11 protein-coding genes and 1 pseudogene are annotated in these 12,767 nt (G+C 33.4%); 8 read left to right on the top strand and 4 right to left on the bottom strand.

All coding sequences use genetic code 11. The features are described 5' to 3' along the window. Positions 1-52 precede the first annotated feature (52 nt). Complete coding sequence (gene nhaD / locus ACORJQ_RS01570; RefSeq protein WP_321325401.1) at positions 53-1,471, top strand: sodium:proton antiporter NhaD; 1,419 nt, start codon at positions 53-55, stop codon at positions 1,469-1,471. A 141-nt stretch (positions 1,472-1,612) separates the two neighbouring features. Here nhaD and ACORJQ_RS01565 read toward each other — a convergent pair whose 3' ends face one another. Beyond that, positions 1,613-3,139 carry a 7TM domain-containing protein gene (locus tag ACORJQ_RS01565; protein WP_321325399.1) on the bottom strand — a complete coding sequence of 509 codons (1,527 nt, stop codon included), beginning with the start codon at positions 3,137-3,139 and terminating at the stop codon, positions 1,613-1,615. Here ACORJQ_RS01565 and ACORJQ_RS01560 point away from each other — a divergent pair. Further along, the gene (locus ACORJQ_RS01560; protein WP_321325397.1) at positions 3,138-3,632 is read left to right on the top strand and encodes an ATP-dependent zinc protease family protein; all 495 of its coding nucleotides are present in this window, start codon (positions 3,138-3,140) and stop codon (positions 3,630-3,632) included. The genes ACORJQ_RS01565 and ACORJQ_RS01560 overlap by 2 nt on opposite strands. A 252-nt stretch (positions 3,633-3,884) precedes the next feature. Here ACORJQ_RS01560 and ACORJQ_RS01555 read toward each other — a convergent pair. Beyond that, positions 3,885-4,259: pseudogene (locus ACORJQ_RS01555) on the bottom strand (chemotaxis response regulator CheY); the annotation flags it as partial. Between the two features lie 250 nt (positions 4,260-4,509). Continuing rightward, entirely contained in the window at positions 4,510-4,710 is a 201-nt protein-coding gene (locus ACORJQ_RS01550) for a hypothetical protein (protein ID WP_321325395.1), read from the bottom strand. Positions 4,711-5,028: 318 nt separating this feature from the next. On the opposite strand from ACORJQ_RS01550, the gene ACORJQ_RS01545 reads away from it, so the two are divergent. After that, positions 5,029-5,307, top strand: a complete 279-nt coding sequence (locus ACORJQ_RS01545) for a hypothetical protein (RefSeq protein ID WP_321325394.1) — start codon at positions 5,029-5,031, stop codon at positions 5,305-5,307. A 188-nt stretch (positions 5,308-5,495) separates the two neighbouring features. Further along, positions 5,496-6,890 carry an HD-GYP domain-containing protein gene (locus ACORJQ_RS01540; RefSeq protein WP_321325392.1) on the top strand — a complete coding sequence of 465 codons (1,395 nt, stop codon included), beginning with the start codon at positions 5,496-5,498 and terminating at the stop codon, positions 6,888-6,890. Positions 6,891-6,935: 45 nt separating this feature from the next. On the opposite strand, the gene ACORJQ_RS01535 is transcribed toward ACORJQ_RS01540, so the two are convergent. Then, the gene (locus ACORJQ_RS01535; RefSeq protein ID WP_420719567.1) at positions 6,936-7,400 is read right to left on the bottom strand and encodes an Lrp/AsnC family transcriptional regulator; all 465 of its coding nucleotides are present in this window, start codon (positions 7,398-7,400) and stop codon (positions 6,936-6,938) included. Between the two features lie 161 nt (positions 7,401-7,561). Here ACORJQ_RS01535 and ACORJQ_RS01530 point away from each other — a divergent pair, with 161 nt between their 5' ends. From ACORJQ_RS01530 to ACORJQ_RS01515, 4 genes are all read left to right on the top strand, one after another. Next, entirely contained in the window at positions 7,562-9,229 is a 1,668-nt protein-coding gene (locus tag ACORJQ_RS01530) for a 2-isopropylmalate synthase (protein WP_321325390.1), read from the top strand. Positions 9,230-9,390: 161 nt separating this feature from the next. Then, positions 9,391-9,993, top strand: coding sequence for a flavin reductase family protein (locus ACORJQ_RS01525; protein WP_321325388.1), 603 nt, complete (start codon positions 9,391-9,393; stop codon positions 9,991-9,993). A gap of 177 nt (positions 9,994-10,170) precedes the next feature. Then, a complete protein-coding gene (locus ACORJQ_RS01520) occupies positions 10,171-10,800 on the top strand; it encodes a rhodanese-like domain-containing protein (protein ID WP_321325386.1) in 630 nt (209 codons plus the stop codon). A 104-nt stretch (positions 10,801-10,904) separates the two neighbouring features. Then, positions 10,905-12,731: a Na/Pi cotransporter family protein gene (locus tag ACORJQ_RS01515; RefSeq protein WP_321325384.1), complete on the top strand. Its 1,827-nt coding sequence runs from the start codon at positions 10,905-10,907 to the stop codon at positions 12,729-12,731. The last annotated feature ends 36 nt before the right edge of the window (positions 12,732-12,767 follow it).

The raw sequence follows: 12,767 nt of genomic DNA, 5'->3' as shown, positions 1-12,767 counted from the left end.
TGTGTGTAAACCATTATAATACAGGGATTATGTGGAAATTAAAGGGAAAATAATGAAAACTGTTTTAGCTGTTTTTAGCTTAAGTTTAGGTTTATTAATGCCAGGTTTGGCATTTTCGAGTGAAAGTGCAAATCTATTAGATTTAACTGGTACTTGGGCAGGTTTTTTAAGCTTAGGTATTTTTGTATTAGCTTATATTTTAGTTATGACTGAAGAGTTTTCTCATTTAAGAAAATCTAAACCCGTCATTTTAGCGGCAGGTTTAATTTGGTCAATTATTGCCTATGTGATGTTACAAAATGATATGCCAAACGTAGCTGAAGAGGCGGTAAGACATAATATTTTAGAATTTGCAGAATTGTTTTTATTCTTATTAGCTGCCATGACTTACATCAACGCAATGGAAGAGCGTCAAGTGTTTGGTTCTTTACGTGGTTGGTTAGTTTCTAAGGGGTTTAGTTATAAACAACTATTTTGGATTACCGGTTTATTAGCTTTCTTTATTTCACCTGTTGCAGATAACTTAACTACTGCTTTATTAATGGGTGCGGTAATATTAGCGGTAGGAGCAAATTCGCCAGCATTTGTTACTTTAGGTTTTATTAACGTAGTGGTTGCAGCTAATGCGGGTGGTGCATTTAGTCCGTTTGGTGACATTACAACATTAATGGTTTGGCAAAAAGGTTTATTGCATTTTAATGAGTTTTTTGACTTATTTATACCTGCTTTAGTTAACTTTACCGTGCCAGCTATTTTAATGACCTTTTTCTTACCAAAAGGGGCACCTGAACCATTAAATGAAACCATTAAAATGCGTCGTGGTGCTAAGCGTATTGTTTTCTTATTTTTTACAACCATTGCAACGGCAGTATCAATGCACAACTTCCTACATATGCCTCCTGTTTTAGGAATGATGATGGGATTAGCGTATTTACAATTCTTTGCCTATTACTTAAAGAAAACGGGTGAAATCTCTTATGAATATGGCAATACAGGTGAAGGTGAAACCCACGGCGAAGCTAAGCCTATTACGTTTGATATATTCAACAAAATTGCTCGAGCTGAGTGGGATACTTTATTGTTCTTCTTTGGTGTTATTTTAGCAGTAGGTGGATTAGGAACCTTAGGCTATTTATCTTTAGCTTCCGAAGTGATGTACACCCAATGGGGTGCAACTAATGCCAATATTGCAGTAGGGTTACTTTCTGCTATTGTTGATAATATACCAGTCATGTTTGCAGTACTTACTATGAATCCTGATATGAGCGATGGACAGTGGTTGCTAGTAACGTTAACTGCTGGGGTAGGGGGTTCATTACTTTCAATTGGTTCGGCTGCTGGTGTGGCCTTAATGGGACAATCAAAAGGTCAATACACCTTCTTTAGTCATTTAAAATGGACACCAGCAATTGCTTTAGGTTATGTAGCCAGTATTTGGGTACATACCATGATTAATAGCCAGCTTTTTTAAATAACTTAGATTTTTAAAAATGTAAAAAGCGGTTAAGAATTAACTCTTAACCGCTTTTTTTATGCCTAAATTAAACTGAAATTTTATGAAATTAAGTTTAACTAACAGAATAAATTTAGTGATATTAAGATAATAACCAACCTAATTTTTAGGTGATTCATTTTCTTTGTTTGGTTCAATTTTTTCTTCACTTTCAGTCAGTGGTTTTTCTTCATATGGGCGACATAATAATATAGCTAGAGCTATAGTAATAAAATGTAGTTCTGGGTGTTTAAGCAGTTGATCGCCAATAATTGAAAACTGCAATATGATTACCACCAATAATGAAAGCATTAAGGTATTAAACATCTTTAGATTTGAATGATAGTTTCCCTGTTTTTTATAGTTAACAAAGTACTTATCAATCAATAAAGCTAAAACCACAACGGGTAACAGGGCATCAGTAGGATTAGTTAACAAATCCATCATATCTGAGAAAGTAATAATTAAAATAAGTACTAACGTTAAAAACGTTAAAGTAATGGTATGTTCAACTATTTTATTTTTATTGCTGACTAATTTACGTATATAAATTGTAGGCAAAAAAACCAAAACCATAATAGTTAAACTGAGTAGTAAATCATTAAATGCTAAAGCCATTCCAAGCAATGCAGGGGTTAAATTACCGTAAGTTTCGATTTTAAATAATGTTTTTAAATAGGCAGTAATTAAAATAGCAAAGGGCAGTGTAAGCAGTAATTTTAGAAAGTCCTGCATATCTAAAGGTAAAAGTTCTAAATTGTAGAGTTTTTCTATATTAAATTGCTTACTCGGCTCAATTTGTACCTCATTAAATTCGGTTGTTTCTTTAATATTTTTACCTTGAGTCAGTTTTGAATATTCCAAAAGGTTTTTTGTTAATGGGAAAAGTTTTTGGGTTTTATCAGACCAAATATCTAACGTTTGCCAATTTTGTCCATTATAAAATTCAAGCCAACTTCTTTTAAAATTATTACCTAGGCGATCAACACTTATACCGCAAACATTTCTTGTGGGTATTTGAATTGATCGTAAGGCATTAACTATATTTTTTTGTTTCTGTATCCAAACATTACATGGCTTATTAATTAAAGAATCATAACTAGGTGTTTTACCCCAATATTTATAATAATTTTCTATAAATGTATTGATTGGAAAAGGCGTTATTTGGTTAATATTTGGTGAGTTTTTATCTAAAAATGTTTGAAATTTAATAAAACTTTGTTTTTCAGAATCATCTAGTTGTGTATATCGTTTTCGATCGTCGGGTTTAAGATCAAATGTAGTTAAATCATTAGATTTTGTATGAGAGAAAAAATAGTCAAAGGTTATTGGGCCTGGTTTTTTATCAATTGAAATAAGGGTAATACCGCGGTCATAACCTTCTTTATAGTTACGCTTTATAATACGCCAGCCGTTATAAGTCATGGATTGAGAAATGACTCTATTGTTTTTTGTTGAGTAGGGTAATGCTAGGTGAATTTCAGTTTTGGGCTGTATATTACCTTTAAACTCATAATGCATAGTTAATTGGCTTTGTGTATGCAATGAGGGTTGTGAGATAGGTAACCAAAATGTTTTTACTATAAAAATAATAATGGCTAAACTGATTAACCCAATAACCACTTTGATATTTGAAAGGTGTAACATGAAATTATTCGCTACTTTATTACTAAATGTAATCTTATTAAGTTATGCACCTTTATCTCATGCACAAACAGTTGTTGGTTGGCTTGAAGATATAACAATATTAACTAACAATAAACAAATTACTTTGCCTGCAAAAATTGATAGTGGTGCAGATCATTCTTCTATTCATGCTACCAACATTATTCAATATACAAAAAACAATCAAGCGTGGATTAAATTTACCACATACCAAAATTATGTAATTGAAACTCCATTTTATAAAGAAACGAAGATAAAAACTAAAAAAGAAGGTTTTCAGAGCAGGCCTGTTATTTTATTGAATGTATGTATTGCAGGAGAAAAAAGAAAAATAGAAGTTAATTTAGTGAATAGAAGCCATTTTTCTAAACCTTTATTAATAGGGCGTTCGGCCTTAAAAGGTATTTTGATAGATCCGAATCAAACTCATTTAGTTAAAAAGAGAAGCTGCATAAAGCAATCGAATTATAAATAGCTATTCCATTAAAAAACCCCATATAACGTTAAAAGTTATATGGGGGTTTTTTATATATCTTTGAAGTTCAAAATTTAAAACTTAATATTAGCCAGAATATTGATCACGTTTAAGCTTTTCTAAATAGGCTTTGCGTTTTTCAGGAGGTAAAGCTGCCAGCATCTGCTGAAGTTTTGCTTTTTGTTGAGCAGCATAGTTTTGACTAGCTTGTGGAGGTGGTGCAATTTTAACGCCACGTTTTTCAAGGCTTTTACGCTCAGCGATCTTATCAATTTTTTCTTTTAGTATTGCAGCAGTGAAAGGTTTAACAATATACCCATCAACACCCGCTTGTGCGGCTTCTAGAATTTGGCTACGTTTTTGTTCAGCAGTAATCAGCATAAAAGGCATGTCTTTAAAGTTTTCATCTGCACGCACTTTCTTTAATAATTCAATCCCTGTCATTTCAGGCATGTTCCAGTCACTAACAATAAAGTCGTATTTACCAGATTGAATCATTGGCCAAGCTTTCGAACCGTCATTTGCATCGTCAATATTAGTAAAGCCAAGTTCTTTTAATAAATTGGTTACTATTCTGATCATAGTAGAAAAGTCATCCACTACTAGAATATTTATATTTTTATCGATTGCCATAATTTTAACCAACTTCTTAATTTAATTTGTTCATTATAAATTTACAAAATTCTATATCAATAAAAACTTAGCTAGATTTATACCATAACGACAAAAAATAAAAATTTATAAACAAATTTAACTGTTTATATACGATAAATTAAGTAGGAAGGAGGTCAAAATAGGTTTTGTGAGAGGTTTAAAGATTAGCTTTAGATAAATTGCCCCTTTAGTCAAAAGGGGCATCATGCAGGCAATTTAAATATTATGCCGCTTTTTTGACAGCTTTTTTAGCAGCAACTTTTAGTTTTTTCTTACTAGTAAGTCCTTTTTTCATGACTTTTTTAGTTGCAGATTTAATAACACTTTTTACATTTTTCTTTTTAATGTCTTTTTTTGCTACTGCTTTCATTGTCGCTTTTGATGTTGCTTTTTTAACAATTTTTTTCTTTAGTGCTTTAGCCATTTTTAAAACCTTAATTTTATTAAAAATATCATCTATTACTTACTAATAGTAATAAATTATGGTAATTGTAACAATTTTTTTAATACATTTCTAGTGATCTTGTAATGGTGAAAAATGAGCTAAAGTTTGTTCGAATGATAGATAAGTTGAATTTAACATCTGGATTTGACGAAATTTGTATCAAAATTAATGGGAATTTTAAGAATTTTTTGCCATTAAGGATTGCTTAGCAAGGTCATTTTATATAAATATTGGTTATTTTTTATGTTCTATTATTCTATATAATTAAGCTTTGATCTTTCTAAACTGGATTTGCAAATGACATTTATTGAATTTAAAAAGCATTTATTAGATGCTGAAATTACCTTACCTAAGTTTAGTAAATTAATTAAGGTGAGTGAAAAAAATATTCAATCATACAAAAAGAAGGGCGAGGTCCCTAATCCAATTGCAGTGATTGTAGTTTGTTTTGTAGAGATGAAAAAAGCAGGTTTAGATTATCATGAGATTGTTACAAATCTGAACTTGAAGGCAAAAACCAAAGAAGGTGTTGGTTTTGCCAAGAAATTAAAAAAAGCAACTACTGCCGAAAGTTAATTAGTTATTTATACTTTTCTAGCTAAAGCATTATTTACTCAGTTCTTATCCCTTTTATCATTCTGTATTTTTAGCAAAAAACATAAAAACAAAACTTTATTTCAAACGATATAGTTTGTGTATGACTGAGAGTATTTAAACTATGGTTTAATAGAATTATTTTATTCTTTTACTAAGCGGTAGTTTTTATGTCATCTCCAAATAATACTTTCAATAACTCTCTGTTATTAGAACAAGATTTTGATGCGCCATTATTACTTTCTGAAGTAATAGGAGCCCTTAGTTATGCTCTCGATTTAACAGAAGGTCAGCCTCCGGGACATAGTATCCGTTGTTGTTGGATTGGTATGCACATAGGTGAAACTTTAGGTCTTAGTCAACAAGATCAATGGAACCTTTATTATACTTTGCTGCTAAAAGATGCTGGTTGTAGTAGTAATGCCGCTCGTTTATATGAATTGTATGGAGGGGATGATCGACAAGCAAAACAAGATTTTAAGTTTGTTGATAATGAGAGCTTTAAACAAATTTCAGAGTTTGTTTTAAAGCATACTGGTGTTGGTGAAGGGTTTTTAGATAAAACCAAACGTTTATTAAATTTAGCCGTGCATGGAGAAGAGTTGGCAACCGAGCTGATAGAAACTCGATGTGAACGTGGTGCAGATATAGCTATTCGTTTAGGGTTTACTGAAGAGATAGCGAATGGAATTCGTTATTTAGATGAACACTGGAATGGTAATGGTAAGCCATACCGATTAGCGGGTAATGAAATACCACTTACTTCTCAAATAGCCCTTTTAGCACAAGTAGCAGATGTTTTTTTCCAGTTAGGTGGCAAGGTTTCTTCATTGAATGAGGTGGCTTCTAGAAGTGAAACATGGTTTAACCCAGAGTTAGTAAAGATTTATCAAGGTTTAGAAAGCAATTTTAATTTCTGGAATAAGTTAGCTCAAGACAATATGCAACAGGAAGTTCAGCTTCTAGAACCCTCTTCTTTTGTAATGACTGTGTCAGATAAGCGTTTAGATGATATTACAGCAGCGTTTGGTATGATTGTCGATTCTAAAAGTTCTTATACGTTTAACCATAGTAGCCGTGTAGCACTGTATACGGATAAAATTTCTGAAAAATTAGGATTTTCCGAAGTCCATCGAAAACATTTAAAACGTGGAGCAATGCTGCATGATATTGGAAAACTGGGCGTCAGTAATAGTATTTTAGATAAACCAGGAAAGCTGACCAATGAAGAGCGTGAAATGGTTGAAAAACATGCTTTTTATACTGAAAAGATATTATCTCACTTATCGCCTTTTTCAACCTTAGCAAAAATTTCAGGTGCACATCATGAGCGTTTAGATGGAAAGGGATATCCATATGGTTTAAGTGCTGAGGAAATTACTTTAGATACCAGAATTATTACTACCGCAGATATCTTTGATGCAATTACAGCTAAAAGGCCTTATAGAGATGCCGTTCCAGTAGAGAAGACTATTCAGATTATGGAGTCTGAATGTGGCACAGCTATTGATGAGGTTGTATTAGAAGCTCTTAAATCTAAAATTCCTGAGTTAGATTTAGATTAGTCTTATTTAAAAATAATAAGACTAGAGTCTAAGAGAGAATATGAGTTATGAGATAGGAATGCCTGTTTTATTAACTACTTTTCTTAATACAAAACTGGTGTGCACGCCACTAACTCCGGTAATTTGAGTAATGTGGTTAAGTAATAAATCTTGATAAGCTTCCAAATCTTTTACAAGCACTTTTAATTGATAGTCGGCAGTTTGCCCTGTGAGTAGTAAACACTCTAAAACATTGGGCATTGATTGCACAGATTTTTCAAACTGAGAAAAACGTTCTTTAGTGTGTTTGTCCATAGAGATATGTAACAGAGCCATTAAATCCAAGCCCAGTTTTTTAGAATCTAATAAGGTTCTATAGCCAATAATTACTTCTGACTCTTCTAAAGCCTTAAACCGTCTTAAACAAGCTGAAGGTGATAACCCTATCTGATCTGCCAGCTCTTGATTACTTAAGCGGCCATTGTTTTGTAAGGCATTTAAAATTGCTTTGTCATATTTATCTAATTGCATGATTTCACCAATATTAGAATTTAATTTTACTTATTTATAATATATTAGAATTTTATATTAAATAATGAATAAATAGTTGAATAGTTAGCAATAAAATATACCAGGCCTGGTAATACAATAATGGTTAATCAAATTAGTCTGCAAAGCCGTAGAGAATAAACATGAATCCAAATAAATATCGCCGTACTCCAACACCTATCTTAGCTAACCGTCAGTGGCCAAACAAATTTTTAGAAAAATCCCCAATATGGGTCAGTGTTGATCTGCGTGATGGTAACCAAGCCTTAGCAAATCCAATGACCGTAGACCAAAAAATAGCACTTTGGAATGAATTGATTGCAATCGGTTTTAAAACCATTGAAATTGGTTTTCCGTCTGCTAGTCAGCTTGAATTTGATTTTACTCGTCGTTTAATTGAAGAAGATTTGATTCCAGATGATGTCACTGTTCAAGTTTTGGTACAAGCTCGTGAGCATTTGATTGAGCGTACTTATGAAGCCTTAAGAGGGGTTAAGCAGGCGGTGATTCATGTGTACAACACTACGTCTGTTGTACAGCGTGAGAATGTATTTGAAAAAAGTAAAGATGAAATCAAAGCGATGGCAGTGCAGGGTGCTGAATGGGTTAAAGAGTATTCACAAAAAGCCAATGAATCTCACCCAGGTTCTAAGTGGATTTTTCAATACTCTCCTGAGAGTTTTTCGCAAACTGAAACCGATTATGCGGTTGAAGTTTGCCAAGCAGTTATGGATGTTTGGCAACCAACTCCGGACAACAAATGCATTTTAAACTTACCGGCCACAGTAGAAAGTACTTCTCCAAATCGTTTTGCCGATCAGGTTGAATATTTTATTAGCCATTTAAATAATCGCGAATCCGCTTTGATTTCAATACATACTCACAATGATCGTGGTTGTGCGGTAGCAGCAGCAGAATTATCGCTATTAGCTGGAGCTGACCGTATTGAAGGCACTTTATTAGGGAATGGCGAGCGTACTGGTAATATGGATATTGTTACCTTAGCGATGAACTTATTTAGTGAAGGGATTGACCCTGAATTAGATTTATCACATCCAGATAAATGGATTTCTGTGGTTGAAGAAGTAACCAAAATTCATACGCATCCACGTCATCCCTGGGTTGGTGATGTTGTTTATACTGCCTATTCAGGTAGTCATCAAGATGCAATTCGTAAATGTTTATTAAAACAAAAGCCCGATGCTCCTTGGAATGTTGCTTATTTACCGATTGATCCTAAAGATATTGGCCGTGATTATGAGGCAATTATTAGAGTAAACAGTCAATCAGGTAAAGCAGGTTCTGCCTTTGTTTTGGCTCAAGAATATGGTTTAAACCTTCCAAAATGGGTACAGCTAGATTTTGCACCTGTTGCCCAAAAATTGGCTGAAAAGCAGGGCGGAGTGGTTAGTCATAAAGAGCTATATACTGCTTTTACCAATCAGTATCAATTAGATGATAACGATATTCAAATTAATCATTATCAATTGCATAGAGAAGGTGATTTGGAACACTTGTCTTTAGAGGTGAACGGTGAAGTATGGAAAGGTACAGGTAATGGAACTTTGAGTGCATTATGTGATGCCTGGCATAAACGTACAGGGCATTCTGTTGATGTTATGGATTATGCTGAACATGCTCTACACACTTTAGATGAAAGTCCAAATGGTGAACAGGGTAAAAATGCTCAAGCAATGGCTTATGTGTATTTACAAATAGATAATAGTCGTTCAGTAGGCGTTGCTAAAGCAAAAGATACCGTTTCAGCAATGGTAATGGCTCTATTGAAAGGATTGAATAAGGATGCATAAATCGCTACTTTGTAATAATTAAATCCATAAGCTTCTGTTGTGCTTTTAAAGCTATAAAACTACTAATAAACGGTATATTCATTTTTACCAGGCCTGGTAATATTAGTTTTATATTTGTATGTCATAATATTTACATTATCTAATAATTGAGAGTAAATATTATGTATGTAGCAACACAAGACTCAACTCCTATAGAGCTTTATCAACTATTAACAGGAGGGATAATTCCTCGTCCAATTGCTTGGATTAGTACTCAAAATGCCCAGGGTTTAACTAATCTAGCACCTTATTCTTTTTTTAGTGTTGCCAGTTGTAATCCACCCGTTTTAACCTTCACCAATGTACCCTCAAGAGACTTATTAACCAAAGATACTCTAGCAAATTTACTTGAAACCAAAGAGTGTGTCGTACATATTGTTCCTGCCGAGCAAGCCGATTTAATGAATGCTAGTTGTGCCAATTTTTCTTCTACTCAAAGTGAAATTGATGAAATAGGAATTGAAACCACAGCCAGTTATAAAGTGAGCCCACCTAGTATTAAAGCGGCAGCGGTTCGTTATGAATGTACTTTGCGTGAGGTTATAACTATCTCTGACAAACCTGTTGGCGGGGTTTTGGTGTTATTAGATGTTGTAGCAATACATGTTGATGATTCGGTATTACAAGACAATATAATCCAGGCTAATCTGCTAGATACTATTGGTAAATTAGGTGGTGATAATTACTGTTATTCAAAAGAAGACATTACCTTACCTCGCCCTTAAATACTTTTATCACGTGTTTCACGTGAAACTAAAAATCTAAATTTTAGTTATTTTTAATATTGAACCCGTATTAACAGATAATTTTTGGATAAATAGAAATTTTTAATAAGCTTAATTAAGTACTTGCTAATATAATTACGCCGATTTGTTATTTTTATTACTAATGGAGAACCAAGTATGAAGCGTCATGTATTATCAGCACTTTTCTTAACAGTAAGTGTTTTAAGCACTTCAGTATTTGCATCAGAAATTGTTGAAGGTGTAAAAACAGATTCTGCTTCAATCGAAGCAAAACTTCCTAAAAAGAAATTGACTATCGCACACCACTACTTAACCCCTAAACAGTCTTACGATATTAAGAAAAATGGTGGTAAAAACGTATTATTTGTTGATATTCGTAGCCCTGCTGAGCTACAGTTTGTAGGGCACGCGGTCAATATTGATGGTAATGTTCCTTATATTACCTTTGACTATTCTGATTGGGATAAAAAGAAAAAAACCTATAAATCAGATTTTAATTCTGGATTTGTTGGTCAGGTAGAAGACTTAATGAAGAAAACCGGTATTAACCATGGTAAAAATACAGAAATCATTTTGATGTGTCGTTCAGGTGACCGTTCTGCTCGTGCGGCAGACTTAATGAAGAAAAATGGTTACACCAACGTATGGAGCGCTTATGAAGGTTTTGAAGGTGACAAAGCAAAATCTGGTGAAAATAAAGGTAAGCGTGTTGTAAATGGTTGGAAAAATGCTGGTCTACCTTGGACTTACAAGTTAGATAAAGACAAAACAACGTTTATTTTCTAATCACAGTTTAAGTACTAACTGATTATTTAAAGCCTCGCTATTGCGGGGCTTTTTTTTTGCCACTATGCTATGGTTATTAAAATTTATTCTAAAAGGTTCATGTCATGACTTCCCAAACCTTTTTACAGTCTTTTTTATATTTTCTAAAATTCGTTATACCCATCTGCTTTGCTTTATTTTCAACTTTGATATTTGCAGATCAAGACAGCACTAAAATTGATTGGTTTGTGATGTTAATGGGTCTGTTAGGTGGTTTAGCACTGTTTTTATATGGAATGGAACAATTAATTCAAAGCTTACTTGTGGTAGCCGGTGAGCAAATGAAAAACCTCCTAGCTAAACTCACTACTAATAGGGTAATGGGAGCCATTACTGGTGCTGGAGTCACTGCTGTTATTCAATCTTCATCAGTTACTAGTGTTCTTACTGTTGGTTTCGTTTCAGCTGGATTAATGACAGTTGGACAGGCAGCAGGAGTTATTATGGGTGCCAATTTAGGTACTACGATGACAGCTCAAGTTATTGCTTTTAAGGTAACTAATTTTGCTCTATTGATGATTGCAGTTGGTTTTGCCATTCAATTTTTCTCTAAGCTAAATAGAAAAATTGCCATTGGCCGTCTAATTATGGGTCTAGGGCTTATCTTTTTTGGGATGAATGTCATGAGTGAAGGCATGGCGCCGCTTAAAGATTATCAACCTTTTTTAGACCTGATGATTGAAATGCAAAACCCTCTTTACGGTATTTTAGTGGGGTTTATCTTTACTGCCTTAGTACAGTCATCTTCTGCCACCATTGGTATTATTATAGTTATGGCAAGTAATGGCTTTTTAACCTTACCAGCAGGCATAGCTTTGGCAATGGGTGCTAATATGGGTACTACTGTAACCGCACTGTTAGCCACTATAGGTAAATCGAGAGAGGCCAAAAGAACGGGTTATATTCACCTGCTTTTTAATCTCACGGGGGTGATAATATTTTTGCCTTTTATCCCAGAATTGGCTCATTTTGCCACGTACTTATCTGGTCCAGAGGTTATAGATATTAAACAAAACGCTATGAGCATGGCGTTCTTAGCAGAATATACACCACGACAAATTGCTAACGCTAATACGGTGTTTAATTTTATTTCATTGTTGATATTTTTACCGTTAATACCTGTTTTTATTTGGGTAGTTAATAAAATAATCCCCGTTTTGGATGAAGAAAAATATTCTACTGAGTTTAAAACTGAATTTTTAGATGAAACCTTTATCAGTACACCTTCTATGGCCATGCAGGCTGTTCGTCAAGAGGTTGAAGTTTACCAACAAAAACATTCTTTGTTTTATAAGCGAGTAGTGTCTTTGATTGAATGTCCGAATTTAGATAAGTTGACTAGAGAAGATTTAAATATTCAGCGTTTTAGAAGCTACCAGCGAAAAATATTGCGATATCTGGGAAGAATAGGCCAAGTAGAATTTACACCAAGTGAACAAAATGAGTATTTAAAGTTGTTAAATGTTGTAAACGTGCTTGAAGCTATGCTAGAAACAATAGAATCAAATATTTTTAACGTTTTACATAGTATGATTCAAAACAATAGTAAACCTAGTGAAACAATGAACCAATTGGTTGGACAATTATCAAATGAAGTGGGTAAATCGATAGATAGAGCACTATTAAGCATTTGTCAGCATGACAAAGAACCTGCTCTTTCTGTCATTGCAATTAAACCAACGATAGATCTTCTTATTCAAGATGCCCTTAAACATCAAATTAAACGGTTTCAACCAACTGAAGAGAGGTTAACTATTTTCAGATTTGAAATGCAATTGATAGATGGTTTTAAGCAATTACATACTTTGGCAAAACGAATAGCAAGGTTGGAATTAACAGAAGCACCAATAGAGAATAAAATTCCTAACCCTGGATTTGAAAAAGTTGATTAACCCAAATTTTAAAATTTTGAATTTTCACCCAAAAAT

The organism is Thiomicrorhabdus sp. (assembly GCF_963662555.1).
Classification (GTDB): domain Bacteria; phylum Pseudomonadota; class Gammaproteobacteria; order Thiomicrospirales; family Thiomicrospiraceae; genus Thiomicrorhabdus.
This window is presented reverse-complemented; position numbering and strand designations above follow the sequence as displayed.

Excerpts from the sequence above, each read along its gene's own strand:
- ACORJQ_RS01530 (WP_321325390.1), top strand. The coding sequence starts at position 7,562 with ATGAATCCAAATAAATATCGCCGTACTCCAACACCTATCTTAGCTAAC.
- ACORJQ_RS01525 (WP_321325388.1), top strand. The coding sequence starts at position 9,391 with ATGTATGTAGCAACACAAGACTCAACTCCTATAGAGCTTTATCAACTA.
- ACORJQ_RS01520 (WP_321325386.1), top strand. The coding sequence starts at position 10,171 with ATGAAGCGTCATGTATTATCAGCACTTTTCTTAACAGTAAGTGTTTTA.
- nhaD (WP_321325401.1), top strand. The coding sequence starts at position 53 with ATGAAAACTGTTTTAGCTGTTTTTAGCTTAAGTTTAGGTTTATTAATG.
- ACORJQ_RS01540 (WP_321325392.1), top strand. The coding sequence starts at position 5,496 with ATGTCATCTCCAAATAATACTTTCAATAACTCTCTGTTATTAGAACAA.
- ACORJQ_RS01535 (WP_420719567.1), bottom strand. The coding sequence starts at position 7,400 with ATGCAATTAGATAAATATGACAAAGCAATTTTAAATGCCTTACAAAAC.
- ACORJQ_RS01545 (WP_321325394.1), top strand. The coding sequence starts at position 5,029 with ATGACATTTATTGAATTTAAAAAGCATTTATTAGATGCTGAAATTACC.
- ACORJQ_RS01560 (WP_321325397.1), top strand. The coding sequence starts at position 3,138 with ATGAAATTATTCGCTACTTTATTACTAAATGTAATCTTATTAAGTTAT.
- ACORJQ_RS01565 (WP_321325399.1), bottom strand. The coding sequence starts at position 3,139 with ATGTTACACCTTTCAAATATCAAAGTGGTTATTGGGTTAATCAGTTTA.
- ACORJQ_RS01515 (WP_321325384.1), top strand. The coding sequence starts at position 10,905 with ATGACTTCCCAAACCTTTTTACAGTCTTTTTTATATTTTCTAAAATTC.
- ACORJQ_RS01550 (WP_321325395.1), bottom strand. The coding sequence starts at position 4,710 with ATGGCTAAAGCACTAAAGAAAAAAATTGTTAAAAAAGCAACATCAAAA.